This is a genomic window from Pseudomonas sp. 43A, from assembly GCF_013363935.1.
Classification (GTDB): domain Bacteria; phylum Pseudomonadota; class Gammaproteobacteria; order Pseudomonadales; family Pseudomonadaceae; genus Aquipseudomonas; species Aquipseudomonas crudilactis.
In genome coordinates, this window is sequence record NZ_CP054880.1 from 2122409 (window position 1) to 2149169 (window position 26761).

Consider the following 26761-nt stretch of genomic DNA (forward strand, 5'->3'; position numbering starts at 1 on the left):
TCAAAAAGCGTTGTGCGTTTGCATGCTGATTACGCGCAGGTTGGGCAACTCGTATGACTCAGGGTGATGGTTGCCAGCGGGTGTATTCCTTATCTCGCTGTTCGGTGGAGTGAAACGGTCGAGAATGAAACTGGCATCATCGGCCCTTGCCAGCTCAAAAGCGCCGCGCTGTACATGTTGTCCCAGGTAGGTTCGTGCCTCGGTGGGCGTTGCCAGACTGGCAACAGTGGCCGAGCGCAGGTTGGAGTTGTCAATGGCGTCTGTCAGAGGCTCCGCAAGCAATGTCAATGAGGCCGTCAACGTCGAGCCGGCGGTGCGCGTCAATACGCCGTACAACCATTCAGCAGTGTTCGGTAGAGTAAGGGCCGGGTGGTCCGGACTGTGGTAGTTACCTCCGCGTAATGCATTGATCGTAGTGATGGACACCCCGTCCAGGCCTTCGACGACTGCACTTGCAGAGATTTCCAGGCTGGCCGGGAGGTTGGACCCGAGCGCGCCATCAGCGAAAAGCACTGCGCCGTAGAAAGCCATGCGCATGCCTGTGGTAGTGGCCGAAGGCGCGATTGTGACGCTGGGGCCTACGTTGGCGAGCGCACGTTGGCCTGTTTCCCTTGTCATGCTACCCGGCACGCTGGAAAGCATACTGATGGCTGTGAGGTTCAAGGCTTGCGGGTCGTTCCAATAGGCATAAAGAGGGGCGGCCGCTCCCGCTGACGCGCCCGCGACGCCAAAGATTGTGGCCATGATGATCTGGGCCGTGCGCCCATGATTACGACTGCTTGCAATGCGACTGCCTGCACCAATACCCATGGCACCCCCAGCCACTGCGCCAGTGGTGGCGCCTGCGATGGTCAATCCCAGGTTTATCCCGGGATCTGGATGCGCGTCCGAATCGGATGCCCATTGTGTCAACCCTTGAGCTGCAAAGTATCGCATCGCGTTTCCAGCCAACGCACTTAACCCATCCCGGACAAAGGTAGCGAGCGCCGCGCCGGTTCCTTCTCTGACGGTGACCAGTCCCTGAAAATCCACGTGTCCGACAGGGTTGCCGTGCACCATGGCAAACAGGTTCAACCCGTCTTGCACGCCGAGCGGGTCCGCATTCAGCCAGCGCTGAAGCCACGGTGCGTAGTAACGAAATCCGTAGTAATACAATCCCGTCGCATCGCGTTCTTTGCCCGAATAACGCAGAGTTTTGTAGCTTGCCTCAACCAGGCTGCGTCCTGCCCACCAGCAGGTGGCGCCGTAGGGATAATAGCTTTCACGGGAGATGAGCTGAGCCTGCGCATCCAGTTCCAGGGTGCTGGAATTCAGCTGGTCGCTGAAGCCGTAACGTTGTTGATCCTGAGGCATGCGGTGCGGGGGCGGTTTTTCAAAGTGCAACACCTGCACCGTCGCACGACCGGCCTTGATCGTGAGGACATGGACGCACTGATCCGCGGTGATGCGAATTTCCAGACCTGGCAGGTAACGGGTTTCATTGAGCCGTTGCACGGAGCCTGTGTAAGTCCGACGGATCTTGCGCTGGCGTTGTCCGCCTGCGTCATACACATAACACTCGCTATCATTCGGTCCATCTTCCCGAACCACTTGATCAACCTGTTGCAAGCCATTGCGCCGGCTCCACTGCAGATCCTGTCCATCCTGAAGAAACATGCGATTGCCATTGGCATCGTAAGCGGCGGCAATTTCCTGCTCCTCGGGGAGCTGGCCGGTGGACTTTTGCGCCAGGCTACGGTTGCTGGAGCAGGCGACAACCGTGCGTTCGGTGCGGCTGCCACTGGCGGCGCGATGCTCCATCAACAATAGATTGGCGGCGGCATCATAGGTGTAGGTTCGTGTGTAGTTTTCCAGCTGTGCCGGGTCGGCGGGGGAGACAAATGCTGGCAGCTGCGGTCCGCCGGGAGCGTTGCGAATCTGCCGGCCACTGGCTTCGATGAGACGTGAAAGGCTGTCGTAGCGGTAGTGACAGATAGCTTCGGTGCGCTGATTACGGTGATGGATGACGGCCACTGCGTTATCGGCGAGACGGGTGATATTGCCGACAGCGTCATAGTCATAGGTCAGGTCCTGCAGGACGGTCCCCTCGCTTGTACGACAGCCCAGATGTTGCAGTCGGCCATCTTCACGGCCGAAGGTTGCGTTGGATACCACGCCATTGCCGGCGCGCTGTTGTTCGATGTGGCCAAATGCGTTGTAGCGGATATCGCTGACCAGTGTCTGACTGTCGCCTTTTGTCGCCATTTTCAGGCGAATTTCCTTCAATTGGCCTGCCAGATCTTGCACCAGCGTTTGCTGGTTGCCCATTGCATCCGTTTGGGTAATCAGTTCACCGATGGGGTTGTAGCTGAATTGGGTCGTTGCGGGGCACTCTTCCAGAAATACATCGCGATCGGCTGCTGATTCCGGCCAGTTCACTGTCCATCCGGGATCAACGCAGAAGGTTCGCTGCAAATACAGAGGCTGGCCGCTCATCGTGAAGTCAGAGAAGTGCAGTGTGCCTGCCGTATCGTCATGCCGAATCAATCGGCCGTAACGGTTATGGTCGTCATCAACTGGGCCGGTAAAGTAAGTGAAGCGTTCGGTGCAGTACTCAGGTTCTCCCTCTGATTGCTCATACGTGGCACTCGGTCGTCGCAGGGCGTCATGGCGGGTACGGTTGTGGTTGCGCTTCTGATCCCAGCCTTCAAGGTGAATGCCGTCTTCTGCGTTCAGGCTCAAGCGCCAGCCGGCGTCAGTGTTTTCGTTCAAGAGCAAGGCGCTCGACAGACTGAATACATTGCGTTGGTTCGCAGGCATGTCCTCGAGGAACAGTCTGGGGTCGCGATTGAGCACCGTCCGACCGGCTGCATCATGAGCCTGTTGAGTGATGTAAGCCTCAGGCGTCGAGTTGCTGTCACGACGGTGATAACTCACATTGCGCAGTACCAGCCCGCGCGGGTCGATCACTTGGATGGCGGGTGTCTGAGCGTGCGTCATGGGGGCCGGCAATCGGGTCAATGAGGACGAGTTTCTTATCGGGCCGCGCGCAACACCTGTCAACTGACAGAACTGACAGTTGACACCTGCACATTCATGGCGGTGGATAAGGTATAGCCGTGGCGCGACTGTCATCATTCCTGGCAGTTACGGTCATTGCTGTAAGACACGGTCTTACGGACAATCAACACCCTATTTCCCGCTCATTGGATTTACCGGCATGTCGCAACCGATCTTTTTCGCCCACGCCAACGGCTTCCCTTCGGGAACCTACGGCAAGTTGTTCGCGGCGCTGGCGCCCGAGTACCGGGTTGCGCATCTGGAGCAGCATGCTCATGACCCGCGTTTTCCGGCGGACGACAACTGGTACAACCTGGTTGATGAGCTGATCCACCATTTGCAACAGCAGGATCAGCCGGTGTGGGGCGTCGGCCATTCTTTCGGCGGCGTCCTGCATTTGCACGCGGCGCTGCGTTGCCCTGAGCTGTATCGTGGCGTGGTGATGCTCGATTCACCGGTGCTGACTCGTACCGATCAGTGGGTGATCCGCGCGGCCAAGCGTTTTGGCTTCATCGACAAACTGACCCCGGCGGGCCGCACCCTTGGCCGCCGTGAAGAATTCGCCGATCTCGACAGTGCGCGCAGCTATTTCGCTGGCAAGACACTGTTCCGTGGTTTCGACCCGGAATGCTTTGATGCCTACCTGCAACACGGTTTGCATCAGGTTGGCGACAAACTGCGCTTGCGTTTCGACCCGGCCACCGAGATCAGCATCTATCGTGGCGTGCCGCACACCAGTCCTGGCCGCACCCGGCAATTACAGGTGCCGCTGGCGGTGGTACGCGGGCACAAGAGTCGCGTGGTCATGCGCCATCACACCCGTTTTGTTTCGCGTCTGGCCCAAGGCGAAGCGCTGAGCATGCCTGGCGGGCACATGTTCCCGCTTGAGCGTCCGCAGGACACCGCACGGTTGTTGAAGAATCTGTTTACCCGTTGGGAAAACCGTCAGGACAAGGATTGCGCATGAGCCCGACCTTCGAAGAAGTGCGCCTGAGCTTGCCGCACATCGAACTGGCCGCGCATTTGTTCGGTCCCGAGGACGGTTTGCCAGTCATCGCCCTGCATGGCTGGCTCGACAACGCCAACAGCTTTGCCCGTTTGGCGCCGAAGCTCAAAGGCTTGCGCATCATCGCGTTGGATATGGCCGGGCACGGGCATTCCGGGCATCGACCAAACGGCGCAGGTTATGCACTGTGGGATTACGCCCATGACGTGCTGCAAGTCGCCGAGCAACTGGGCTGGAAGCGTTTCGGCCTGCTCGGGCATTCCATGGGCGCGATTGTTTCGCTGGTGCTGGCGGGGTCGTTGCCGCAACGCATCAGTCATTTGGCACTGATCGACGGTGTCATTCCTCCTACAGACAAAGGCGAAAATGCCGCTGAACGTATGGGCATGGCCCTGCAAGCACAACTGGATCTGCGGGAAAAGCGCAAACCGGTTTACAACACCCTCGACCGCGCCATCGAAGCACGGATGAAGGGGCTGGTGGCGGTCAGTCGAGAGGCCGCCGAATTGTTGGCTCAACGTGGGTTGATGCCGGTGCCGGGCGGTTACACCTGGCGCACCGACAATCGCCTGACCTTGCCATCGCCGCTGCGCCTGACCCAGGAACAAGCAATGGCGTTCGCGCTTCGAGTCAGTTGCCCGGCGCACTTGGTGGTCGCGGCTGAGGGCATGCTGGCCAAACATCCCGAGCTGCTGGAACGTCTACCCTTTAGCCGGGAACAGTTGGCGGGCGGGCACCATTTGCACCTGAACGATGAGGCCGGGGCGGACCTTGTCGCAGACTGTTTCAATCGGTTCTTCGCCATTCCTTGACTTGCTGCGGGCAACTGTCGAGGCTGGGCGGGTTGAAATGGGAGACAACCACGATGGATTTCTACACCGCTGTGACCTCGAATTACCCAGTCATGCCGATCCGATGAGCCTGACTATGCGGTCACTCAGTCTGTTGGCACTGTGCTGTTTCAGTACCGTTTCGTTCGCCGCCGATGTGCCGGGCAGTCAGGATCTGCAGATCGTGCCGCGTCTGGCCGATGCACAGATCGTCGACTACCGCCCGCCCGTAGAGCTTGAGCGGATCTATCCGCTGGGTTCGATCCGCAAGATCAGTGGCCAGCTGCGTTTCGATGGCCAGGTCACCGCTCGCGGCCAAACCACGTCGGTGACCTACGAGTTGCCACCCGAACATTCCGCCACCGAAGCCTTCACCGCTGCCCGCGAAGCCTTGCAAAAGCAGGACGCCGAATTGCTGTTCTGGTGCCAGGCGCGTGATTGCGGCGAAAGCAGCCTGTGGGCCAACGAGGTGTTCGGTAACGCCAAATTGTATGGCGCCGACGAGCAACAGGCTTATCTGCTGCTGAGGCTGGCCGCGCCGCGGGACAACACGCTGGTGGCGCTTTACAGCATCACTCGCGGCAATCGCAAAGCCTACCTGCATGTCGAACAGTTCGAAGCAGTGGCACCGCTGGGCGAGTTGCTGCCGACCTCGGCGACTCTGTTGCGTCAACTCAAAAGTACCGGTGAACTGGATTTTCCTGATCGCGTGAATGACCCGGACGACACGTGGCTACGCCTGATTTCCCGTGGCCTGAACCTTGATACGACGTTGCGCGTAACGGTCTCCGGGCCGAAAGCCGAGGCGTGGCGACAGGCGCTGATCAATCAGGGCGTGCGCGCGGCGCGTATGGAAACCGGCAGTGTCGAAGGCTCTGGCCTGCGTATCGATCTGTTGCGTTAAGCTGTTTCGGGCGAGCACGAACCGTGTGTTCGCCTACTCTTTGCCTGACTGACTTTTTCGAGACCTTACATGCTCAATAACGATCGCCTGCTGGTGCAGATCCTGTTGCTGGTGTTGTTTGGTGCCAGTCTGTGGGTGATGGCGCCGTTCTGGTCGGCGCTGTTCTGGGGCGCGGTGCTGGCATTTGCCAGTTGGCCGCTGATGCGCCTGTTGACCCGTTGGCTCAATGGCCGTGAGTCCTTGGCTGCGGCGATTCTGACGTTGGGCTGGATGCTGCTGGTGGCGGCGCCGCTGGTGTGGCTGGGGTTCAACCTGGCGGATCATGTGCGCGATGCCACGGCGTTTATCAAGGATGTGCAGGTCGACGGTCTGCCGGAAGCGCCGGTGTGGCTGGGCACGGTGCCGCTGGTCGGTGAGCGACTGGTCGGACTCTGGAACAGTATTGATCAGCAAGGTGCGGCGCTGATGGTGTCGGTCAAGCCGTATCTGGGGCAGGTCGGTAACTGGCTGCTGGCGCGCAGTGCGCAGATCGGCGGCGGGATCCTCGAGCTGACCCTGAGCATTGTCTTTGTGTTCTTTTTCTATCGTGACGGGCCGCGGCTGGCGGCATTTGTGCACAGTCTGCTGGAGCGCTTGATCGGTGATCGCGCCGGGTATTACATCGAATTGGTCGCTGGCACGGTGCAGCGGGTGGTCAACGGAGTGATCGGCACGGCGGCGGCGCAGGCGGTTCTGGCGTTGATCGGGTTTTTGATTGCCGGGGTGCCGGGGGCGTTGGTGCTCGGGATCGTGACGTTTCTGCTCAGTCTGATTCCGATGGGGCCGCCGTTGGTGTGGGTGCCGGCCACGGCCTGGCTGGCGTGGAAGGGTGAGTATGGGATGGCGGTGTTTCTCGGGATCTGGGGGACATTCATCATCAGTGGCGTGGATAACGTGCTCAAGCCGTACCTGATCAGCCGCGGCGGGAATTTGCCGTTGGTGATTGTGTTGCTTGGGGTGTTTGGCGGGTTGATTGCGTTTGGGTTTATCGGGTTGTTTATCGGGCCTACGTTGTTGGCGGTGGCTTATAGTTTGTTGACGGATTGGAGCAAGAGTCAGGGGCGGGTTGAGGAGCGGCGCTAGCGGTTTTGGGGTTGGGTTTGGGTTTGGGGGAATATCCGTTGCTGCGGTAACGGCTGCTTAGGGTTCCGCCCTGACGGCGGGTCACCTTTTCCAAACGCCGAAAAGGTAACCCAAAAGGCTTGCTCCTACGTGCGGCCCGCTCGCTGGGGCTCGGGGTTCCTTCGCTCCGGGATCGATCCGGGCGCAGCGCCTACGGTTTGCTTCGCTGCACCTCCTCTCGCTGTGTTTGGCTGCGCCAAACGGTCGCTGCGCTCCCACGCCCGGATCAATCCCTCCACTCAGCCTTCCGACGTCGCCCGTGGATCAAGATCAAGAGCAGGCGAGCTGACACTCGGCCTATTGGCGAAGAGCGGGTGTTCGGCTTTGGATTTGTGGTGGATTTTCCCCTCACCCCAGCCCTCTCCCGGAGGGAGAGGGAGCCGATTTTTGAGCTTTTCAGAATCTGAGTTCAACTCGGTATCGCACGTCGGCGTACCTTGCCCAAACACCTCGATCAGTCCCCTCTCCCTCCGGGAGAGGGCTAGGGTGAGGGGCTTTTGAGCTGTTTCAGAGTCTGAGTTCGACTCGGTATTTCACGTCGGTGTAACTCGCCTAAACACCTCGATCAGTCCCCTCTCCCTCTGGGAGAGGGTTAGGGTGAGGGGCTTTTGAGCTGTTTCAGAGTCTGAGTTCGACTCGGTATTTCACGTCGGCGTAACTCGCCCAAACACCTCGGTCAGTCCCCTCTCCCTCTGGGAGAGGGTTAGGGTGAGGGGCTTTTGAGCTGTTTCAGAGTCTGAGTTCGACTCGGTATTTCACGTCGGCGTAACTCGTCCAAACACCTCGATCAGTCCCCTCTCCCTCTGGGAGAGGGTTAGGGTGAGGGGCTTTTGATCTGTTTCAGAATCTGAGTTCGACTCGGTATTTCACGTCGGCGTAACTCGTCCAAACACCTCGATCAGTCCCCTCTCCCTCTGGGAGAGGGTTAGGGTGAGGGGCTTTTGATCTGTTTCAGAATCTGAGTTCGACTCGGTATTTCACGTCGGTGTAACTCGTCCAAACACCTCGATCAGTCCCCTCTCCCTCTGGGAGAGGGTTAGGGTGAGGGGCGTCGACTCAAGTCGCCACATTCAAATACTTGCCCACCGGCGCTGCGCTATCGAGCGAGTATTGCTTGCTCAAATTGGCAATCATGCGATTCAGCGCTTCTGTCGTGCTCTGGGTCGATGCCGTCTGTTCTTCGTCCGGTCGTTCACGCCCGGCCTGTAAAGCCGCTTTCAGTTCATCACTGCTCACGCCGCCACTGCTGTCGCTGTCGAGTACTTTGAGCAGTGCGGCGCTGGTGTAGGTGCTGGTGGTTGAAGTCGCGCTGTTGCTGGATTGCAATGCGCTGCTGAGTTCTGTCGCGGTCACGCTGCCATCGCTATCCGCATCGAGCTGGCTGAACAGTTCGTCACTGTTGATGTGTGGCGGCGGCGGAGGGGGCGGGGTCAGGCTGGCGGTGAGTTCGTCCTGGCTGACGGTGCCGTCCTTGTTCTTGTCGAGGGCGGAGAAGAGTTCGTTGCTGTCGGCAGTGCTGCCGGCGCTGGTCAGGCCGCTGCTCAATTCGTCGCTGCTGATGGCGCCGTCGCCATCGCTGTCGAGGGCGCTGATCAGGGCGTCGGCGAGGTCGGTGTCTGGTGCTTGATCGTTTGGCGAAGGCGGCGCCATGGCGGTCATTTCTTCGGCGCTGAGGCTGCCGCTGTCGTCGCTGTCCAGATCGCCAAATTGCTTGCTCAGGTTGACCAACAGGCCGTCGTCGGACTTCTGCGACAAGGCGCTTTTCAGTTCGTCCTGATCCACCGCACCGTCGCCGTTGCTGTCGAGTTTGGCGAACAGTTCTTTTTGCAGTTGCTGGCTGCGGGCGTTTTGCGTGGAGGTGCTGCTGGTACTGGTATAGCTCGTGTAGTTGCTGACGCTACCGATCATCGGACTCACTCCCTGGAATGGCAAACCGGTGGGTGTACCGGCTTATGCAGCGTCAAGGCGCAAGTTGTCGGGCGTATGTGGGGTTTGTACCGGTGGGTACACACGATGCAATGAGCACCGCTGAACCCCTGTGGGAGCGAGCCTGCTCACGAAGAGGGCGGTACATTCAAAAGAGATGTTGGATCAGCTGACGCCTTCGCGAGCAGGCTCGCTCCCAGAGTTGGTCGGTGGTGTTCTCAGGGGCGCGGCAGGCGAATGATGGCGGTAAGGCCTCCGCCGGCTGTTTCCTCAAGGTTGAGCTGTCCGCCCAGACGCTGCGCCGCCTCGCGGGCAATGGTCATGCCCAGTCCCACACCGCCGGAATTGCGATTGCGCGAGCCTTCCAGGCGATAAAACGGTTCAAACACAGCTTCACGCATGTCCTCGGCAATCCCCGGGCCGTGGTCGATCACGCGGATCAGCAGTTGCTCGCGCTGATCGTGCAACTCGATGCGTGCCTGCCCGGCATAACGCAGGGCATTGTCCATCAGGTTATTGATGCACGAACGCAGTGCCATCGGCTGCACCGGCAGTGGTGTGCAATGGCCGCTGACTTGCACGTCGGCGCCTTGGTCCTGTGCGTTTTCGCACAGCGATTCGACCAGCGCCTGCACATCCATCAACTGCAACGCTTCGCTGGTGCGCTGTTCGTGCAGGTAGGTGAGGGTGGCGTCGAGCATGCCGATCATGTCGTCCAGGTCCTGACGCATCTGGCCTTGCAGCTTTTCGTCGCTGATGTTTTCCAGGCGCAGTTTCAGCCGAGACAACGGTGTGCGCAGATCATGGGAAACCGCGCCAAGCATCCGCGCGCGTTGCTGCACCTGTTCGCGAATGCGCCGTTGCATCAGGTTGAAGGTGTGCGCCGCTTGTCGTGCTTCGCGCGGGCCGGACTCGTCGAGCGGCGGGCTGTCGAGGTCTTCGCTGAGGCGTTCGGCGGCGTCGCTCAGGCGCTGGATCGGACGACTGAGCAATTTGGCGCCGTACCACGCCGCGATCATCAGCGTGATGAACTGAAAGGTCAGCGGCACCACCGGGCCACCGAACCACGGGCGCGGGGGGCGTGGCGGGTAACGCGGGTCCTGTGGGGGGGGCCGCTCCGCGCCTTGGGAAAACTCTGGCGGCGGAGGCGGTGGGGGCGGGCCGTAAAGATGGAACCAGGTGAACGCCAGCAGGTGCGCGAGGACGATCGCCACGAACAGCACGCCAAACAGGCGCCCGAACAGCGTGTCGAAGCGCGCCCGCATCAGCCGATGTCTCGCGCGTCGAACAGATAACCCTCACCGCGCACGGTTTTGATCAACTGTGGCGCTTTCGGGTCGTCACCGAGTTTCTGCCGCAGGCGCGACACCAGCAGATCGATGCTGCGGTCGAACGCTTCGATCGAACGACCCCTGGCCGCGTCGAGCAATTGCTCGCGGCTGAGCACCCGGCGCGGACGCTCGATGAAAACCCAGAGCAGACGGAATTCGGCGTTGGACAGCGGCACCACCAGACCATCGTCGGCGATCAACTGGCGCAGCACGCTGTTCAGGCGCCAATTGTCGAAGCGTATGTTCGCCCGTTGCTCGGTACGATCATCGCGCACCCGGCGCAGGATGGTCTGGATGCGCGCGACCAGTTCTCGCGGTTCGAACGGTTTGGCCATGTAGTCATCGGCGCCCAGTTCCAGGCCGATGATGCGGTCGGTCGGTTCGCAGCGGGCGGTGAGCATCAGGATCGGGATGTCCGATTCGGCGCGCAGCCAGCGGCACAGCGACAAGCCGTCTTCACCGGGCAGCATCAGATCCAGCACGACAACATCGAAATGCTCAGCCAGCAGCGCCTGACGCATCGCCGCGCCATCGGTGACGCCGCTGGCGTGGATGTTGAAGCGGGCGAGGTAGTCAATCATCAGCTCGCGGATCGGCACGTCATCGTCGACGATCAGCGCACGAATGCTCCAGCGCTTGTCGTCTTTAGGCTCATCCGTCGCGGTCATTTGGGTGTTGTGCATGAGGCTGTTCATCTGCCGGTAGGCCGCCAACCACAAAAGATGGGCTGCGAGGTGGTGGTTTCAGCATAGGCGTCCGGCCGTGAGGCGGGAAGTGCTGATGTAAGGACGTGTTGCGGCTGGCGAGGCTAGCGCGGGTGCGTGTTGGCGGCATGTCGGTTGTGTATCGGAGTCGACACAATAGCAGCGAGCGCTATGCTGATCACGGTCGGCGCGACGATTTACCGATCATCGGGTGCCGCGCCGCCGCCGGTTCCGCTACAATGCGCGCCGATTTCGACCTGCCTGAGAGCCCATTCATGTCCGCCTGCCAGACTCCTATCATCGTCGCCCTGGATTTCCCCACCCGTGACGCCGCACTGAAGCTGGCCGACCAGTTGGACCCGAAACTGTGCCGGGTCAAAGTGGGCAAGGAACTGTTCACCAGTTGCGCCGCGGAAATCGTCGGCACCCTGCGTGACAAGGGTTTTGAAGTATTCCTCGACCTGAAATTCCACGACATTCCCAACACCACCGCGATGGCCGTGAAAGCCGCTGCCGAGATGGGCGTGTGGATGGTCAACGTGCATTGCTCCGGTGGCCTGCGCATGATGGCTGCCTGCCGGGAAGAGCTGGACAAGCGCAGCGGCCCGCAACCGCTGCTGATCGGCGTGACCGTACTGACCAGCATGGAGCGTGAAGACCTCGCCGGTATCGGTCTGGATATCGAGCCGCAGGAACAAGTGCTGCGTCTGGCGGCACTGGCCGAGAAGGCTGGGATGGACGGTCTGGTGTGCTCGGCGCTGGAAGCCACGGCACTGAAAACCGCACATCCGTCGCTGCAACTGGTGACTCCGGGGATTCGTCCGGCCGGCAGCGCGCAGGACGATCAGCGCCGTATTCTGACCCCGCGTCAGGCGCTGGATGCCGGTTCCGATTACCTGGTGATTGGCCGTCCGATCAGCCAGGCGGCTGATCCGGCACAGGCGCTGGCGTCGGTTGTAGCCGAAATCGCCTAAACAAACACTGCAAAACCCTGTAGGAGTGAGCCTGCTCGCGATAGCGGTGTGTCAAACAACGTTAATGTTGACTGACACACCGCTATCGCGAGCAGGCTCGCTCCCACATTGGTTTTGTGCTGGCCTTAAACTTTCAACACCAACTTGCCAAAGTTCTCACCGCTGAACAATTTCATCAGCGTTTCCGGGAAGGTCTCCAGGCCTTCGACGATATCTTCCTTGCTTTTGAGCTGCCCCTTGGCCATCCAGCCGGCCATTTCCTGCGCGGCGCTGGCGTATTGCGCCGCGTAATCCATCACCACAAAGCCTTCCATCCGCGCACGGTTGACCAGCAGCGACAGGTAGTTGGCCGGGCCTTTGACCGCTTCTTTATTGTTGTACTGGCTGATCGCGCCGCAAATCACTACCCGCGCTTTCATGTTCAGACGGCTGAGCACAGCATCGAGAATATCGCCGCCGACGTTGTCGAAATACACGTCGACACCTTTCGGGCATTCGCGTTTAAGCCCGGCCACGACATCTTCGGACTTGTAGTCGATGGCGCCGTCAAAACCCAACTCATCAATGAGGAATTTGCATTTGTCGGCGCCGCCGGCAATGCCAACCACGCGGCAGCCTTTGATCTTGGCAATCTGCCCGGCAATGCTGCCCACCGCGCCGGCCGCACCGGACAGCACAACCGTATCCCCGGCCTTCGGTGCACCGACATCCAGCAGGGCGAAGTAAGCGGTCATGCCGGTCATGCCCAGTGCCGACAAATACACCGGCAGCGGGGCCAGTTTCGGATCGACCTTGTAGAAACCTCTTGGCTCGCCAAGGAAATAATCCTGCACGCCAATGGCACCGTTAACGTAGTCGCCGACGGCAAAGCCCGGATTGTTCGAGGCGATGACTTTGCCCACGCCCAGCGCACGCATGACTTCGCCGATACCCACCGGCGGGATGTAGGACTTGCCCTCGTTCATCCAGCCACGCATGGCCGGGTCGAGGGACAGGTATTCGTTCTTGACCAGAATCTGGCCCGCCGCCGGTTCGCCGACCGGCACTTCCTGATAGGTGAAGGTCTCGCGGTTGGCCGCACCCACCGGGCGTTGGGCGAGCAGGAACTGGCGATTGGTCTGGTTGGTCATGGCAGGCACTCGAACGGAATGAAGTCTTGTTGATAGACGCTTGGCTGCATTGGCGCAAGGTTGGCTGATGCGGCGAATGCACGTCGATCCAGTGCAGTGATGATCACCTGGCCCGTTTTATCACTGCGACGCATGGGCGCCTAAACAGCCATTGGATAGTGGTGACGCTCGGCAGACCGCAATGGCTATGCTGCAAATCACCTGCAGCTATCCCTTTGAGGACATAACAATGAGCATGACGTTTTCCGGTCAAGTTGCCGTAGTCACCGGCGCGGCCAACGGCATCGGCCGGGCGACCGCGCAGGCGTTCGCCGCCGAAGGCCTGAAAGTGGTGGTCGCTGACCTGGACGCGGCTGGGGGCGAGGGCACGGTGGCACTGATTCGTACAGCCGGTGGCGAAGCGACCTTCGTACGCTGCAACGTGACCGTCGAAAGCGAAGTGAAAAATCTGATGGACGAGGTGATCAATACTTACGGCCGTCTCGACTACGCCTTCAACAATGCCGGCATCGAAATCGAAAAAGGCAAACTGGCCGACGGCTCGATGGACGAGTTCGACGCGATCATGGGCGTCAACGTCAAGGGCGTCTGGCTGTGCATGAAGTATCAACTGCCGCTATTGCTGGCTCAGGGCGGCGGGGCGATCGTCAATACCGCCTCAGTGGCCGGGCTGGGCGCGGCGCCAAAGATGAGCATCTATGCGGCGTCGAAGCATGCGGTGATCGGTTTGACCAAATCGGCAGCCATCGAATACGCCAAGAAGAAAATCCGCGTCAACGCTGTGTGTCCGGCGGTGATCGATACCGACATGTTCCGTCGCGCCTATGAGGCCGATCCGAAGAAGGGCGAATTCGCCAATGCCATGCACCCGGTCGGGCGCATCGGTAAAGTCGAGGAAATCGCCAGCGCTGTGTTGTACCTGTGCAGCGACGGTGCAGCATTCACCACCGGCCACTCGCTGGCAGTCGACGGCGGCGTCACTGCATTCTGAACAAAGCGCAATAAAAACAGCCCGCATTCGTTGCGGGCTTTTTTATGGATCGCGGTCAGTTCCGTGAAGCCCCTTAAACAATGTGTATCAAACGGTTAGAACGGTCGCTTTTGGCGGTGTTGTCGCACAGCCTGTCCGGCGCGGCTGTGATTTACTGCCGCCAGCAAAACGGACAGGAGTTTGCTTGCTCATGGAATTGAGAATTGATCGACAGGCAATGGTGCCGGTCGTGCAGCAGATTGTTGACGGACTGACTGAGTGGATCCTGCAAAGTGGCGTAGCGCCGGCCACCCGTTTGCCCTCCGTGCGGCAAATCGCGCGGGATAATCTGCTCAGTCAGTCGTGTGTTGTCGAGGCGTGTGAACGGCTGGTATCGCAGGGCGTTCTGAGCGCCTGCCAAGGCACCGGGTTCATTGTCGCCGCCTCGCCGTCGACACAGGGCTCCGATGATGAACTGGCGCCATTCGAGGGCCGTTATGCCTGGTGTGATGCAGTGTGTGAGGCCGCCGGGGGGTTGAAGCTGGGTGCCGGTGGTCTGCCGCAAAGCTGGCGCGAGCCGGACGACCTCAGCTACGCGCTGCGCGAGGTGGCGCGCACCGATATGGCCAGCCTGTTCAACTACAGCACGCCTTTGGGACTACCGGCGTTGCGCGAGCAGATCGTCAAGCGTCTGAAGCTGTTCGGTATCGAGGCGCGCAGTTCTCAGTTGTTGAGTACCTGCGGCGCCAGCCACGCGCTGGATCTGATCGTGCGCACCTTGTTCAAGGCCGGAGACTGCGTGGTGGTCGAGACGCCAGGGTATGCGCCGCTGTTCGATCTCCTGCGCCTGCATGGCGTGCGGATGCTCGAGGTGTGTCGTACCCCGAACGGGCCGGATATCGAAGCGCTGGAGGCTTTGCTGCAACAGTTTCGGCCTGGCGCATTGTTCATCAACAGCCATCATCACAACCCCACCGGCAGTTGCCTGTCGGCGAGTGTGGCCCAACGCATCCTGCAACTGAGCAAGGCCTATGATTTGCGCGTGATCGAAGACGATGTCTATGCGGATTTGCATACGGGCAACGGTACGCGACTGGCGGCGCTGGATGATGAGGGACGGGTCATCTATGTGGGCAGTTTTTCCAAGACACTGAGCAGTTCGTTGCGAGTCGGGTTCGTCTTCGCCGACAGCGAAATGGTCAGGCGACTGGCTCAGGTCAAGATGATCAGCGGTTTGGGGGCTTCGAGGTTTACCGAGGCGGTGCTGGCCAGCCTGATGGTCAGCGGCGCTTACCGCAAACTGGTGCAGCGCCAGCGCCAACGCTTGAATGCCGATCGTGCCGCCGCGCTGCAGGCGCTGGAGGACGCTGATTGGGAGGTTTTCGGCAAGCCTGTTGGCGGGTTGTTCATCTGGGCGCGTTCGCGCATGAGCGATCATGCGCGGGTACGTCGGCAGGCTCAACGCTGTGGCGTGCTGCTGTCCGCGCCTGATGCCTTCAGTCCCAGCGGTGAGTCGGGCGACTGGCTGCGCATCAACGTGGCATACGCCTGCGATCCGCGCGCCCGGCAGTTTTTTCGCCACACCGGTTCGGATCGACCTCAAGCGTTCTGAAAACGACGCAGACGTAGCTTTTTGCCATTATTCCGACGCCAGAGACTTGTGCCGGTGGATGGCCGTTGCGACTCTTCGCTCTACTGACAATGGCAGGGGACTACGCGCAATGATTTCGGCCATGCAAGGACGTTTTGCCAACCTCGGTATGGCAAAAAAACTGGGTATCGGATTTGTACTGGTCTTGCTCCTGACCGCGCTGGTGGCGGCCATTGGCGTCTGGTCCCTGCAAACCATCAGTCAGCGTTTCGACGGGCTGAAACAGATGTCCTCGCTCAACAGTGGCCTGCTCAAGGTGCGCCTGCTCGAGCAGGAATATGCTTTGCGCGGCAATCCGAAAACCGCCGATGCCCTGCGTGAAGGTGTGGACGGGCTGAATGCCCTGGCCAACGAGCTCAAGGTGCAGACGCCGGCCAATGTGCCGGTGATGACCGATGTCGAGCAATCGCTGGCGGCCTATCGCAAAGCGTTCGATGAGTTTGTGTCGTTGACCCAGGCCAAGGACCTCGCACTGGAAATGGCCAGTTGGTCGGTGTCCAGTGTGGCCAATAACCTCGATGTGTTGCAGGCCGGACTTGCCGACGACGGTGCGTATACCTTGAAGGACACCGAGGGCAAGGACGGAGCGCAGTTCATTGAGCAGGCCAACCAGGTCAGTCAGGTGTCGCGGTTGATGCTGCAAGCGATGAACGAAGCGCGGACCCGCCTCGATCAAAGCCGCAAGGGCGATGCCGACAGTGCCGGCAAAGGCAATATCGAACAGGCCGCGCAGGCTCAGGCGCAAGCCGAAGAACTGAAAACCACGGTCAAGGACGAGGGTTACCTGACCGTGCTCAATGAAGTGTCCGGGCATATCGCCGGTTTCAACGACAAGCTGGCCGAATACACGGGTTTGCTCGCGCAGGAAAAAACCGTCTACGAGCAATTGCACCAGCGTGCCGACCAAGTGGTCGAGCGGGTGAATCAGGCTTATGTCGCTGAAGACGGCGCGATGCAGGCGGAACTGAAGAAAAACTCGTTGCTGATCATTGGTTCATCGGCGCTGGCGCTGTTGGTCGGATTGTTGGCTGCGTGGCTGATCACTCGACTGATCGTCGCACCATTGCGCAGCGTGATTCAGGTCGCCCAGCAGATTGCCGCCGGTGACTTGAGTGCGACCGTGGAGGTGACCCGGCGTGACGAGATCGGCCAGTTGATGTTGGCGATGCAGCAGATGGGCGCGGGACTGAGTGCGATTGTCAGCGGGTTGCAGGCGGGTATCGAGCAACTGGCCAGTTCGGCGCAATCGTTGTCGGCGGTTACCGAGCAGACCAACCTTGAGGTCAGCAGCCAGAAGGAAGAAACCGAGCAGGTCGCCACGGCGATGAACCAGATGACCGCCACTGTGCATGACGTCGCGCGCAATGCCGAAGAGGCGGCGCTGGCCGCGCAAACGGCGGACGACAAGGTCGAGAGTGGCCAGCAGGTGGTGCGCCAGAGCATGGTGCGGATCGAACAATTGGCCGATTCGGCGACGTCGGCCAGTTCCAGCATCGAAAGCCTCAGTGCGGAAATTCAGAATATCGGCACGGTGCTGGGGGTGATCAAAAGCGTCGCCGAGCAGACCAATCTATTGGCGTTGAATGCGGCGATCGAGGCGGCACGGGCCGGTGAGCAGGGCAGGGGCTTTGCGGTGGTGGCCGATGAGGTGCGCGCGCTGGCTCGACGCACGCAGCAATCGACTGAGGAAATTGAACGGCTGGTCAGTGCGTTGCGTTCGGCGGCACATGCTTCGGTGCAGCAGATTCAGAACAGCGGGGAGTTGGTGAAGCTGGCGGTCAGTGATGCGTTGCAGACCGAGAGTGCGCTGGGGAGTATTGCGGTGGCGGTGTCGTTGATTCAGCAGATGAATCAGCAGATTGCGGCGGCGGCCGAGGAGCAGAGTTCGGTGGCGGAGGAGATCAATCGCAGTGTGACGAGTATTCGTGCGAGTGCGGATCAGTCGTCGATCGCGATGCGCGGGAATGCGGCTTCGAGTGTTGAGCTGGCGCAGTTGGGGAGTGAGTTGCGCGGAATGGTTGGGCATTTTCGGCTTTGACGCTTTGGGCTTGGCGGCCTTTGGGCCGACCATGCTCTTGGGGTTTTTGGGATATATCCGTTGCTTCGGGTGCTGCGGCTGGCGGTTCCGCCCTCACGGCGGGTCACTTTTGCAGACGCCCAAAAGTAACCAAAACGCTTTGCCCTGACGTTCGGCCCGCTCGCTAAAGCTCGGGGTTCCTTCGCTCCGGGATTCATCCGGGGGGGGCATCGCCTACGGTTTGCTTCGCTGCACCTCCTCTCGATGTGTTCGACTTCGTCGAACGGTCGCTGCGCTCCCAACCCCGGATCAATCCCTCCACTCAGCCTGCCGACGGGCTTTCAGATCAAGATCAAAAGCTGCAGCCGAGCTAACGCTCATCCTGTTGAGTGGTGAGAAGCGGAAGCGATGCGCGGTCTGCTCTTGATCTTCTGTGGGAGCGAGCTTGCTCCGGGCGGCGTTCCGACGAAGGCGGCCTGACAGCCGACCCATCTCTGCCGGATGTACTCAGTCCCAATGTAGGAGTGAGCCTGCTCGCGATCGCGGTCTGGCAGCCGACCCATCTCTGCCGGATGTACTCAATCCCAATGTAGGAGTGAGCCTGCTCGCGAAAGCGGCCTGACAGCCGACCCATCTCTGCCGGATGTACTCAGTCCCAATGTAGGAGTGAGCCTGCTCGCGATCGCGGTCTGGCAGCCGACCCATCTCTGCCGCATGTACTCAATCCCAATGTAGGAGTGAGCCTGCTCGCGATCGCGGTCTGGCAGCCGACTCATCTCTGCCGGATGTACTCAGTCCCAATGTAGGAGTGAGCCTGCTCGCGATCGCGGTCTGGCAGCCGACTCATCTCTGCCGTATGTACTCAAACCTTGTGGGAGCGAGCTTGCTCGCGAAAGCGGCCTCTCATTCACCGGTTGTCTATCGTGTTCACTCCCGCGAGCCCACAAAAAAGCCACCTCTCGGTGGCTTCTCTCAACATCTGCAATCAGTCGTAAATCACTTTCTTCTTCCAGTCCGCATCGGCCTCGACATCTTTTAGGCCGGCAGTCAGTTGGTTCTCTTCACCTTCAACCGGTGCAATTTTATCCATGACCTGGGCGTTGGCGCGGGCCAGCAGTTTTTCCAGGTATTGCAGTTGTTCTGCATACATCTGTGGATCCTGCTGTTTGCGCAGGTATTGCACGCCGCGTTCGAAGGCGAGGCGGGCCTGGCCGGGTTGGTTTTGTTGCAGGGACTGTTGGCCGAGATTGTTGAAGAATTCGATGTGCAGCAGCACCAGAATGTGGCGGACTTCGCGGATCCAGTGCTTGGCTTCGTTCGGTGGCAGGAAGCCGTCGTGCGCGGCTCGGGTGATCTGGCCGTGGAGGGCTTCGAGCAGGAAGCGTACGTCTTTGGCTTTGGCTTCGGTCAGGATCGGCGCCGGTGGGTTGTTGACCGGGATCGATTCACCTTGGGCGACCAGTGCGCTCAGTTCGGTGATGCGCGCTTTGGTGGTGGCGCTGGTTTTTTCCAGGTTCAGCAGGCGCTGGCAGACGTTCAGTTCCAGACGGGTCAGCAGCAGTTTGAGTGCCGGGGTCATGAACTGGCCCGGGAAGGTCTCGGTCAGTTCGCCGCAACGGCGCAGGCGGTCGTTGAGTTCGACCTTGGTGCGGGCTTTCTCCAGTTTGTTGTTTTCCACCACATGGTTCATGTAGCCAATGGCGATCAGAATTGCGATCCCGGCTATGACAAGCAGGGTGATCATGAGTGGTGTCACCGGTAAGACCTCTTTATAGGGTTCGCATGCGAGTGTAGTGGCTGGGCATTTAACCGCCTAGCGCCGCTCGACTGGTTGGTTCGGCAGGTTCAATCTGTATCGGCCGCACGCTGCTTATATGAATGCTGGCGATGCATGTGCAGATTGCCACCACTGTGCGGTGGACTATAACGTCTTGGCGAGTGGCGGAATATAGGCGTCAATGGTCGGGCGACGGAAAAGCCCGGTTGCCGCCGTAAAGCAGGTCGAAGTCATTGATTTAAATAAATTTATATCAAGGGGTTGACGACTTCTCAATCCATCCATAGAATGCGCGCCACTTGCAGCGTAAAGCACACAGCGAAGCGCGGCAGGGAGTGAATGTTGTAGTGTGTCCCCTTCGTCTAGTGGCCTAGGACACCGCCCTTTCACGGCGGTAACAGGGGTTCGAGTCCCCTAGGGGACGCCAATGCGGGAATAGCTCAGTTGGTAGAGCACGACCTTGCCAAGGTCGGGGTCGCGAGTTCGAGTCTCGTTTCCCGCTCCAATTTTAAACAGCAGTGCTTTCGGGCGGTGCTGAGTGAAATCAGAACCAAGTCTTCGGATGCGGATCTGGACACCGAAACACACACCATGTGTTCCGGGTAGCGTGTCCCCTTCGTCTAGTGGCCTAGGACACCGCCCTTTCACGGCGGTAACAGGGGTTCGAGTCCCCTAGGGGACGCCATTTGCGGGAATAGCTCAGTTGGTAGAGCACGACCTTGCCAAGGTCGGGGTCGCGAGTTCGAGTCTCGTTTCCCGCTCCAAATTCTAGAAACGCCGCTCAGTGAGCGGCGTTTTTATTAGTGAAAGTTGTAGCCTGTGTCCCCTTCGTCTAGTGGCCTAGGACACCGCCCTTTCACGGCGGTAACAGGGGTTCGAGTCCCCTAGGGGACGCCATTGCGGGAATAGCTCAGTTGGTAGAGCACGACCTTGCCAAGGTCGGGGTCGCGAGTTCGAGTCTCGTTTCCCGCTCCATATTTACAAAAACGCCGCTCAACAGAGCGGCGTTTTTGTATGCGCGCGATTTGTGGTCATGTCATCCGGCATCAAGAAAAAGGCCCTCCGAAACGATTCGGCGGGCCTTTTTGCAGGTTGGCGTCTGCTTACCAGGACAGCATCAGTCGGCCGGCAAACAGAATCAGCACTACGCCCATGGTGCGTTCGAACCAATGGCCCATGCGCATGAACAGCAGGCGTACTTTGCTGCTTGAGAAAAACAGCGCCACGATCACGAACCACAGCGCGTTTACAAAACACATCCACAAACCATAGAACGCCTGGATTTGCAGAGGTGTTTCAGCGCTGATGATCGTGGTGAAGATGGCCAGGAAAAATAGCGTGGCCTTGGGGTTGGTTGCGTTGGTCAGGAAACCGGTGCTGAACGCTTTGAACAGGGTTTGTTCAACCACCGGCTCCTCGCTGGTCTTTTCACCTTCAAGGGACGATTTCGGCTTGCTGCGCAGCAGGCTGACACCCAGATACAGGATATAGGCACCGCCAATCACTTTGGCGACGGTCAGCAACCACGGGGTGGTGTGCATCAATGCGCCCACGCCAAGCAGTGTGTACAGCACGTGTACGGAAATTCCCGCGCCAATACCCAGCGCCGTACAGATCCCCACCAGTCGGCCAAATCGAACGCTTTGGCGAATGGTGACTGCGAAGTCCGGACCGGGAGCAACCACGGCCAGAAAGTGAATAGTAGCCAGCGCCAGAAACTCGCCCAGATAATTCGAATACATCTCAGCTCCAGTAGGTCAGGGGTGAAGCATTGCCGCGATAGCCGACAAAAAAGGAAAGACTCAAGCGCGGATCTGCCACGCCCGGCGTCACCGAGTGCATGCGCCGCGAATTGAACATGATGAAATCGCCGGGTTGCGGTCTGACTTCAAGCGCGGGTGGGCCGAGCAGCGCCGGTTCGATGCCGTAACTGTCGCCACGCATCTCGTCGAATTGATCCGGGGTGATGTCGTCGTCCCACATCTGCAGCGCACCGCCCTCGGTCGGCATGTTCAGATAGACGTTGCAGGCGAACTGCGCCTCCAGGCTGCGGGCCTGGAAACTGTCCGGGGCGTCCTTGGCGAAGATGTCGTGATGGGCCAGGAAGCACACGCCAGGTTTCACTACTCGCGAAAGGCCGACGTACATTTTCCGACCGTAGAGATTTTCCAGATGCGCACCCGCCGGCCAGGATTCGTCGAGCATGCAGCGCAAGGTATCGATCGGCGAGGAATAGGGGGCGCAGCGATCGCGCAGTTCCGCGATGTTGCTGGTGGCGCGTTCGAAGTAGTCCTCGATCAGCAGCGGCTGGTTTTCTGCCTCGTAAAAAGCCATGCCGATGCGGCCGATACTGGGCGCGTTGATGTAACCCTCAAAGCCTGGAGCAAGAATTTTGTTGCCAATCTGAATGGCCAGCGGCTCAGGCAAAAAACCTTTGACGCGGATGGCGAGGACTTCTTCGTTGGCCAGTTTTTTTATGCACGTCTCATCGAGACGCTCGACGTCTAGCATCATTGTTTTTAGGTCCATCTATCGATAGTCAACGGAACCGGCGAATGCGGTTCCCCCGGCGTCGGACGCTGCGTGAGGCAGCGCCCGAAATGCTCAATCCACGCTGTAGTGGACGGACAACGTGCCTTTCTTCTGCGAAAGGGACGCGATCGTGACTGTGCCCAGATCCTTCAGGCTACGTACATGGGTGCCGCCGCAACCGTAGGCCGGCAGCTCACCAAAACCGATTTCCCGCGCGCCTTCGCGTAGCGAGGTCAGGCGGGGCAGGTCGTGCTCGATCCAATGATCGATCCCGTGTTGGACTGTCTCGGTGTCGACTTCCTGCGCAGCATCGCCGGGTTTGAATTGCACTCGGCCTTCATTCGGCCAGTGGTGTGCCTTGATCGGCATCCAGCCCATGGCCTGAACGAAATGTCCGATCAGGTGGCCGGCCGAATGCATGCGGGTGTTGAAGCTGCGGCGTTCTCCATCGACCCGGATACAGGTCATGCCGAGCTTTACGGGGCGGTCGACGTAATGAACGATCCGGTCCGGTTCCTGTACGACGCGTAATACCTGGCTCTCATCGATCCAGCCGGTATCGCAGGGCTGGCCACCCCCTTGCGGATGGAACAGGGTGGCGCGCAGCACTACGGCAAATTCGTTCTCGTGGGGCGTGCAGTCGAGGACTTCTACATTAGCCTTGAGGTCATCACTATGGAAAAAGAGGCGAAGCGTCATATTCCATGCCCTTATTTAAATTTCTATTTTTATTATATGAATCGTGTAATAACGTGATAATCCGTTAAAACATCAAAGGACTTGTGCGCTGTGAGCATAAATCTTCCGCTCCCGCTGCTCGGTGAGATGGCAATCTTCGTGAAGGTCGTGGAGACCGGCAGCTTTTCTGAAGCGGCTCGGCAACTGGGTTCATCGCCGTCGGCGGTCAGTCGCAGTATTTCGCGGCTGGAAAAAGCCTTGGCCACGCGACTGTTGCAGCGCACTACGCGCAAGCTGCGTTTGAGTGATGGCGGCGAAGAGGTCTTCAAGCGTTGTCAGGAAATGGTCAGCGCGGCCAAATCGGTCATGGAAATCAGTGGCCAGTTCACCCATGAAGCGGAAGGACTGGTGCGAGTCAGCGTACCGAAAGCGGTGGGTCGCTTCGTGATCCATCCGCACATGCCCGAGTTTCTGCGGCGTTATCCGAAGGTCGATGTCGAGTTGCTGCTGGAAGATCGCCAGGTCGATTTGATCGACGACCATGTCGATCTGGCGATTCGCATCACCGATCGACCACCGGCGGGGCTGGTCGGGCGGCAGTTACTGACCATCGACCACTTGCTCTGTGCCACGCCGCAATACCTGGCCGAACATGGCACGCCGACTCACCCGCATGATTTGCTCAATCACAGTTGTATTTATCTGGGCGAAACCCCGAGCGATGCACGCTGGAAGTTCAAGAAAGGTAGCAAAGCGGTAACGGTGGGTGTGCGCGGTCGCTATGCCGCCAATCACACCGGTGTGCGGCTGGGCGCGGTGTTGCAGCACATCGGCATTGGCAGCTTGCCGTATTTCACTGCCCGCTATGCCCTTGAGCAAAAGTTGGTGGTGCAGGTGCTACCGGACTGGACCTTTCTTGCTTCCTATCACGGCGGACTGTGGTTGCTGCACTCGCCGACGCGTTATCTGCCACCCAAGTTGCGCGTGTTTATCGACTATCTGGTGGAGTGCCTGGAGAAAGAGCCGACTTTGAGCAAGCCGGGCAAGTCCGGTGGTGTGAGTAACGCAGCGATGGCGTATGAATTGCCCGAAAGCGAAGGCCTGCTCTAACGCCAGCGCAAAAAAAGGCCCGCATGGTTCACCATGCGGGCCTTTTCATGACCGGGTGAAAATCAGTGCTTGCTGTCCTGAGCGGACATCGCCAGCAGCTGTTTTTCCTGATTCCAGTCGAACGGTTCGTCGTTCTGTTCAGCTTCGAAGCGGCGTTCTTCCAGTGCCTGATACAGGTCGATCTCTTCATCGGACAGGTAGTGCAGGCAGTCACCTGCGAAGAACCACAGCAGATCGCGCGGGATCAGGTGGGCGATCTGCGGGTAACGGGTAATCACTTGAGTCAGGATGTCCTGGCCCAGGTACTGGCTTTCGATCGGATCGATCGGCAGCGATGCCAGCAGTTCGTCGAAGCGCTCCAGGAACAAGGCATGGCTTTCTTCGGGAACCTGTTCGGCCTCACCTACGGCGACCAGGATACTGCGCAGGTGGTCGAGCAAAACAAGATGATCGGCAACGACGTTGGACACGAGATAAGTCCTCAAGAGCAAAACGGGCGCGGGAGTATAAAGCTCCTGCGCCCTCTTGGACATGCTTGTCAGGATCAGCGGACTTTGCCCTCTGCCAGCGCCAGCTCCTCTTTGTCGAAATCATCGACGTCGATCACCTTGCGCCGTGCCGCTTCGGCATCGCGCAGACTCTGCGCTTCCATCGGTTGCAACACCCCGGCCTCAAGTGCTGCATCGATGGCGTGTTCACCCGCGGCCGGTTTGACCTGACCGCTTTTCAGCGAGGTGTGCAGTTTTTTGTGCAACGGTTGCGCGGCATGCAGCAGATCGCTGGCGTGTTGCAGCGCGCCGACGGCATCGTCTGCCGACTGCGGGCGATAACAACCGGCAAGCAGTTCTTCCAGGGCCGGATCACCCTTGGCGCGACCAATGACGCCCGCCACTTCGGCCCCGAGTTTGTCCGACGGGCCTTTGTGACGGCGACCAAACGGGAAGACGATGACGCGCAGCAGACAGCCAAACACTTTGTTCGGGAAGTTGCGCAGCAATTCATCCAGCGCCCGTTCCGCTTGGCCGAGGCTTTCTTCCATCGCCCAACGGAACAACGGTTCCATGTACGCCGGCGAATCCAGATCGTGGTAACGCTTGAGTGCGGCAGAGGCCAGATACAGGTTGCTCAGCACATCACCCAAGCGTGCCGACAGACGTTCACGACGTTTCAGTTCGCCGCCCAGCAACATCATGCTGAAGTCGGCGAGCATGGCGAACGCCGCTGCCTGACGGTTCAGGGCACGGAAGTAACCCTGACTGATCTTGTCGCCCGGCGCGTGTTCGAAGTGACCGAAACCGAGGTTCAGCACCAGCGTGCTGGCCGCGTTGCTTACGGCGAAACCGATGTGTTTGAGCAGTAGGCCATCGAACTCTTTCAGCGCCTGATCCTTGTCCTCACGCCCCGCCAGCGCCATTTCCTTGAGCACAAATGGATGGCAGCGAATCGCGCCCTGACCGAAGATCATCAGGTTGCGCGACAGGATGTTCGCACCTTCCACGGTGATGAAGATCGGTGCACCGTTCCAGCTGCGCCCGAGGTAGTTGTTCGGGCCCATGATGATCGCCTTGCCGCCGTGCACATCCATGGCGTGGCTGATGCACTCGCGACCGCGCTCGGTCAGGTGATACTTGAGGATCGCCGACAGCACCGAGGGTTTTTCGCCGAGGTCCACCGCGTTGGCGGTGAGCATCCGCGCCGCGTCCATCATCCACGCGTTACCGCCGATGCGTGCCATGGCTTCCTGAATGCCTTCAAACGCCGACAACGGTACGTTGAATTGTTCACGAATCTGCGCGTACTGACCGGTGACCAGACTGGTGAACTTGGCCGCGCCGGTGCCGACGGCTGGCAACGAGATAGAACGGCCGACCGACAGGCAGTTCATCAGCATCATCCAGCCCTTGCCGAGCATTTCCTGACCGCCGATAAGGAAGTCCAGCGGGATGAACACATCCTTGCCGGAGTTCGGGCCGTTCATGAACGCAGCGCCCAGTGGCAGGTGACGACGACCGATTTCCACGCCGGCGGTATCGGTCGGGATCAGCGCAAGGCTGATGCCGAGGTCTTCCTTGTCGCCCAGCAGATGTTCCGGGTCATAGGCCTTGAAAGCCAGGCCGAGGAGGGTAGCGACCGGGCCGAGGGTGATGTAGCGTTTTTCCCAGTTCAGGCGCAGGCCGATGACTTCCTGACCTTCCCATTCGCCTTTGCAGATGATCCCGGTGTCGGGCATCGCCCCGGCATCGGAACCCGCGAGCGGGCCGGTGAGGGCGAAACAGGGAATGTCATCGCCGCGAGCCAGGCGTGGCAGGTAGTGATTGCGTTGCTCGTCGGTGCCGTAATGCAGCAGCAGTTCGGCCGGGCCGAGTGAGTTCGGCACCATGACGGTGGAAGCGAGGTCACCGCTGCGGGTGGCCAGTTTCATCGCCACTTGCGAATGCGCGTAAGCAGAGAAGCCTTTGCCACCGAATTCTTTCGGGATGATCAGGGCGAAAAATCCGTGTTCCTTGATGTGCGTCCAGGCTTCGGGTGGCAGGTCCATCGACTGGCCGATCTGCCAGTCAGTGACCATCGCGCAGAGTTCCTCTGTCGGGCCGTCGATGAACGCCTGTTCCTCTTCGCTCAGTTGCGCCTTGGGATAGGCCAGCAGTTTGTCCCAGTCCGGGCGGCCGCTGAACAGCTCGCCATCCCACCACACGGTGCCGGCGTCGATCGCGTCGCGTTCGGTCTGCGACATCGGTGGCAGGGTTTTCTGGAACCAGTTGAACAGCGGCGCGGTGAAGTGCTTACGGCGCAGGTCGGGCAGCAGCAACGGTGCAGCGACCACCGCCAGCAAGACCCAGAACACCAGCAACAACCAGCCCGGTGCGTGACTGAATATCCCCATCGCCAAAAGGTAGACGGCAACGATGCCCAACGCGGGCAGAGGCGAAATACGCCGGTGGGCGAGATACGCCACGCCGACGATCAAAACCAGTATCCACAACAACAGCATATTCAGTCCTCCGTGAACCAAGGCAAATC

21 protein-coding genes, 6 tRNA genes and 1 pseudogene are annotated in these 26761 nt (G+C 59.6%); 16 read left to right on the top strand and 12 right to left on the bottom strand.

Annotation, left to right across the window (positions count from 1 at the left end; all coding sequences use genetic code 11):
- Positions 1-2979 (bottom strand): RHS repeat-associated core domain-containing protein, encoded by a 2979-nt coding sequence (locus tag HUW52_RS09425; RefSeq protein ID WP_175553483.1) that lies wholly within the window; start codon positions 2977-2979, stop codon positions 1-3.
- 220 nt (positions 2980-3199) lie between these two features.
- Between HUW52_RS09425 and HUW52_RS09430 the strand changes: the two genes are divergently transcribed.
- The 4 genes from HUW52_RS09430 (at position 3200) to HUW52_RS09445 (ending at position 6901) form a co-directional block, all read left to right on the top strand.
- On the top strand, positions 3200-4006 hold the full coding sequence (locus tag HUW52_RS09430; protein WP_038367530.1) for an alpha/beta fold hydrolase: 807 nt from the start codon (positions 3200-3202) through the stop codon (positions 4004-4006).
- The gene (locus HUW52_RS09435; RefSeq protein WP_016987466.1) at positions 4003-4857 is read left to right on the top strand and encodes an alpha/beta hydrolase; all 855 of its coding nucleotides are present in this window, start codon (positions 4003-4005) and stop codon (positions 4855-4857) included. The genes HUW52_RS09430 and HUW52_RS09435 overlap by 4 nt, the downstream gene beginning before the upstream one ends.
- A gap of 115 nt (positions 4858-4972) precedes the next feature.
- Positions 4973-5779: a DUF4892 domain-containing protein gene (locus HUW52_RS09440; protein ID WP_016987467.1), complete on the top strand. Its 807-nt coding sequence runs from the start codon at positions 4973-4975 to the stop codon at positions 5777-5779.
- A 69-nt stretch (positions 5780-5848) separates the two neighbouring features.
- Positions 5849-6901, top strand: a complete 1053-nt coding sequence (locus tag HUW52_RS09445) for an AI-2E family transporter (RefSeq protein ID WP_016987468.1) — start codon at positions 5849-5851, stop codon at positions 6899-6901.
- Between the two features lie 1095 nt (positions 6902-7996).
- Here the strand turns inward: HUW52_RS09445 and xopAW are convergent.
- From xopAW to HUW52_RS09460, 3 genes are all read right to left on the bottom strand, one after another.
- Positions 7997-8848, bottom strand: coding sequence for a XopAW family type III secretion system calcium-binding effector (gene xopAW / locus HUW52_RS09450; protein WP_016983640.1), 852 nt, complete (start codon positions 8846-8848; stop codon positions 7997-7999).
- Positions 8849-9084: 236 nt separating this feature from the next.
- Positions 9085-10131: a HAMP domain-containing sensor histidine kinase gene (locus HUW52_RS09455; RefSeq protein ID WP_175553484.1), complete on the bottom strand. Its 1047-nt coding sequence runs from the start codon at positions 10129-10131 to the stop codon at positions 9085-9087.
- A complete protein-coding gene (locus HUW52_RS09460) occupies positions 10131-10892 on the bottom strand; it encodes a response regulator (RefSeq protein ID WP_007917450.1) in 762 nt (253 codons plus the stop codon). Before HUW52_RS09460 ends, HUW52_RS09455 begins: the two co-directional genes overlap by 1 nt.
- A 284-nt stretch (positions 10893-11176) precedes the next feature.
- On the opposite strand from HUW52_RS09460, the gene pyrF reads away from it, so the two are divergent.
- Entirely contained in the window at positions 11177-11875 is a 699-nt protein-coding gene (gene pyrF, locus HUW52_RS09465) for an orotidine-5'-phosphate decarboxylase (protein ID WP_175553485.1), read from the top strand.
- A gap of 125 nt (positions 11876-12000) precedes the next feature.
- Here pyrF and HUW52_RS09470 read toward each other — a convergent pair whose 3' ends face one another.
- Positions 12001-13005 carry an NADP-dependent oxidoreductase gene (locus tag HUW52_RS09470; RefSeq protein ID WP_175553486.1) on the bottom strand — a complete coding sequence of 335 codons (1005 nt, stop codon included), beginning with the start codon at positions 13003-13005 and terminating at the stop codon, positions 12001-12003.
- Entirely contained in the window at positions 13002-13139 is a 138-nt protein-coding gene (locus HUW52_RS09475; protein WP_016983636.1) for a hypothetical protein, read from the bottom strand. The genes HUW52_RS09470 and HUW52_RS09475 overlap by 4 nt, the downstream gene beginning before the upstream one ends.
- 95 nt (positions 13140-13234) lie before the next feature.
- Between HUW52_RS09475 and HUW52_RS09480 the strand changes: the two genes are divergently transcribed.
- The 4 genes and pseudogenes from HUW52_RS09480 (at position 13235) to HUW52_RS30735 (ending at position 17664) form a co-directional block, all read left to right on the top strand.
- Positions 13235-13996, top strand: a complete 762-nt coding sequence (locus tag HUW52_RS09480) for an SDR family oxidoreductase (protein ID WP_016983635.1) — start codon at positions 13235-13237, stop codon at positions 13994-13996.
- A 190-nt stretch (positions 13997-14186) separates the two neighbouring features.
- On the top strand, positions 14187-15587 hold the full coding sequence (locus tag HUW52_RS09485) for a PLP-dependent aminotransferase family protein (protein WP_016983634.1): 1401 nt from the start codon (positions 14187-14189) through the stop codon (positions 15585-15587).
- Positions 15588-16578: 991 nt separating this feature from the next.
- A pseudogene (locus HUW52_RS30730) lies at positions 16579-16755 on the top strand (HAMP domain-containing protein); the annotation flags it as partial.
- A 204-nt stretch (positions 16756-16959) separates the two neighbouring features.
- Entirely contained in the window at positions 16960-17664 is a 705-nt protein-coding gene (locus tag HUW52_RS30735) for a methyl-accepting chemotaxis protein (RefSeq protein ID WP_371929258.1), read from the top strand.
- A gap of 964 nt (positions 17665-18628) precedes the next feature.
- Here the strand turns inward: HUW52_RS30735 and HUW52_RS09495 are convergent.
- Positions 18629-19387, bottom strand: a complete 759-nt coding sequence (locus HUW52_RS09495) for a hypothetical protein (RefSeq protein ID WP_016986536.1) — start codon at positions 19385-19387, stop codon at positions 18629-18631.
- Between the two features lie 384 nt (positions 19388-19771).
- Here HUW52_RS09495 and HUW52_RS09500 point away from each other — a divergent pair.
- The 6 genes from HUW52_RS09500 (at position 19772) to HUW52_RS09525 (ending at position 20395) form a co-directional block, all read left to right on the top strand.
- Positions 19772-19847: transfer RNA gene (locus tag HUW52_RS09500), tRNA-Glu, on the top strand.
- Between the two features lie 2 nt (positions 19848-19849).
- A tRNA-Gly gene (locus HUW52_RS09505) sits at positions 19850-19925 on the top strand.
- Positions 19926-20029: 104 nt separating this feature from the next.
- Positions 20030-20105 (top strand) — tRNA-Glu (locus tag HUW52_RS09510).
- Positions 20106-20108: 3 nt separating this feature from the next.
- Positions 20109-20184, top strand: a tRNA-Gly gene (locus HUW52_RS09515).
- Positions 20185-20241: 57 nt separating this feature from the next.
- A tRNA-Glu gene (locus HUW52_RS09520) sits at positions 20242-20317 on the top strand.
- Positions 20318-20319: 2 nt separating this feature from the next.
- A tRNA-Gly gene (locus tag HUW52_RS09525) sits at positions 20320-20395 on the top strand.
- Positions 20396-20523: 128 nt separating this feature from the next.
- Here HUW52_RS09525 and HUW52_RS09530 read toward each other — a convergent pair.
- The 3 genes from HUW52_RS09530 to HUW52_RS09540 all read right to left on the bottom strand — a co-directional run bounded on the left by HUW52_RS09530 (position 20524) and on the right by HUW52_RS09540 (position 22651).
- Complete coding sequence (locus HUW52_RS09530; protein WP_016986053.1) at positions 20524-21162, bottom strand: LysE family translocator; 639 nt, start codon at positions 21160-21162, stop codon at positions 20524-20526.
- Position 21163: 1 nt separating this feature from the next.
- Positions 21164-21934, bottom strand: a complete 771-nt coding sequence (locus tag HUW52_RS09535) for a 2OG-Fe(II) oxygenase (RefSeq protein WP_016986052.1) — start codon at positions 21932-21934, stop codon at positions 21164-21166.
- Positions 21935-22024: 90 nt separating this feature from the next.
- Positions 22025-22651, bottom strand: coding sequence for an alanyl-tRNA editing protein (locus HUW52_RS09540; protein WP_175553488.1), 627 nt, complete (start codon positions 22649-22651; stop codon positions 22025-22027).
- Positions 22652-22741: 90 nt separating this feature from the next.
- On the opposite strand from HUW52_RS09540, the gene HUW52_RS09545 reads away from it, so the two are divergent.
- Positions 22742-23740 (top strand): LysR family transcriptional regulator, encoded by a 999-nt coding sequence (locus HUW52_RS09545; RefSeq protein ID WP_175553489.1) that lies wholly within the window; start codon positions 22742-22744, stop codon positions 23738-23740.
- A gap of 62 nt (positions 23741-23802) precedes the next feature.
- Here the strand turns inward: HUW52_RS09545 and HUW52_RS09550 are convergent, their stop codons facing one another.
- Positions 23803-24210: a PA2817 family protein gene (locus HUW52_RS09550; protein ID WP_175553490.1), complete on the bottom strand. Its 408-nt coding sequence runs from the start codon at positions 24208-24210 to the stop codon at positions 23803-23805.
- 74 nt (positions 24211-24284) lie between these two features.
- Positions 24285-26732 (bottom strand): acyl-CoA dehydrogenase, encoded by a 2448-nt coding sequence (locus tag HUW52_RS09555; RefSeq protein ID WP_016986048.1) that lies wholly within the window; start codon positions 26730-26732, stop codon positions 24285-24287.
- Between the last annotated feature and the right edge of the window lie 29 nt (positions 26733-26761).

Excerpts from the sequence above, each read along its gene's own strand:
- HUW52_RS09440 (WP_016987467.1), top strand. The coding sequence starts at position 4,973 with ATGCGGTCACTCAGTCTGTTGGCACTGTGCTGTTTCAGTACCGTTTCG.
- HUW52_RS09445 (WP_016987468.1), top strand. The coding sequence starts at position 5,849 with ATGCTCAATAACGATCGCCTGCTGGTGCAGATCCTGTTGCTGGTGTTG.
- HUW52_RS09435 (WP_016987466.1), top strand. The coding sequence starts at position 4,003 with ATGAGCCCGACCTTCGAAGAAGTGCGCCTGAGCTTGCCGCACATCGAA.
- HUW52_RS09485 (WP_016983634.1), top strand. The coding sequence starts at position 14,187 with ATGGAATTGAGAATTGATCGACAGGCAATGGTGCCGGTCGTGCAGCAG.
- HUW52_RS09555 (WP_016986048.1), bottom strand. The coding sequence starts at position 26,732 with ATGCTGTTGTTGTGGATACTGGTTTTGATCGTCGGCGTGGCGTATCTC.
- HUW52_RS09470 (WP_175553486.1), bottom strand. The coding sequence starts at position 13,005 with ATGACCAACCAGACCAATCGCCAGTTCCTGCTCGCCCAACGCCCGGTG.
- HUW52_RS09475 (WP_016983636.1), bottom strand. The coding sequence starts at position 13,139 with ATGCGTCGCAGTGATAAAACGGGCCAGGTGATCATCACTGCACTGGAT.
- HUW52_RS30735 (WP_371929258.1), top strand. The coding sequence starts at position 16,960 with ATGACCGCCACTGTGCATGACGTCGCGCGCAATGCCGAAGAGGCGGCG.
- HUW52_RS09495 (WP_016986536.1), bottom strand. The coding sequence starts at position 19,387 with ATGATCACCCTGCTTGTCATAGCCGGGATCGCAATTCTGATCGCCATT.
- HUW52_RS09430 (WP_038367530.1), top strand. The coding sequence starts at position 3,200 with ATGTCGCAACCGATCTTTTTCGCCCACGCCAACGGCTTCCCTTCGGGA.
- HUW52_RS09480 (WP_016983635.1), top strand. The coding sequence starts at position 13,235 with ATGAGCATGACGTTTTCCGGTCAAGTTGCCGTAGTCACCGGCGCGGCC.
- HUW52_RS09425 (WP_175553483.1), bottom strand. The coding sequence starts at position 2,979 with ATGACGCACGCTCAGACACCCGCCATCCAAGTGATCGACCCGCGCGGG.
- pyrF (WP_175553485.1), top strand. The coding sequence starts at position 11,177 with ATGTCCGCCTGCCAGACTCCTATCATCGTCGCCCTGGATTTCCCCACC.
- HUW52_RS09535 (WP_016986052.1), bottom strand. The coding sequence starts at position 21,934 with ATGATGCTAGACGTCGAGCGTCTCGATGAGACGTGCATAAAAAAACTG.
- HUW52_RS09460 (WP_007917450.1), bottom strand. The coding sequence starts at position 10,892 with ATGAACAGCCTCATGCACAACACCCAAATGACCGCGACGGATGAGCCT.
- HUW52_RS09540 (WP_175553488.1), bottom strand. The coding sequence starts at position 22,651 with ATGACGCTTCGCCTCTTTTTCCATAGTGATGACCTCAAGGCTAATGTA.
- HUW52_RS09455 (WP_175553484.1), bottom strand. The coding sequence starts at position 10,131 with ATGCGGGCGCGCTTCGACACGCTGTTCGGGCGCCTGTTTGGCGTGCTG.
- HUW52_RS09530 (WP_016986053.1), bottom strand. The coding sequence starts at position 21,162 with ATGTATTCGAATTATCTGGGCGAGTTTCTGGCGCTGGCTACTATTCAC.
- xopAW (WP_016983640.1), bottom strand. The coding sequence starts at position 8,848 with ATGATCGGTAGCGTCAGCAACTACACGAGCTATACCAGTACCAGCAGC.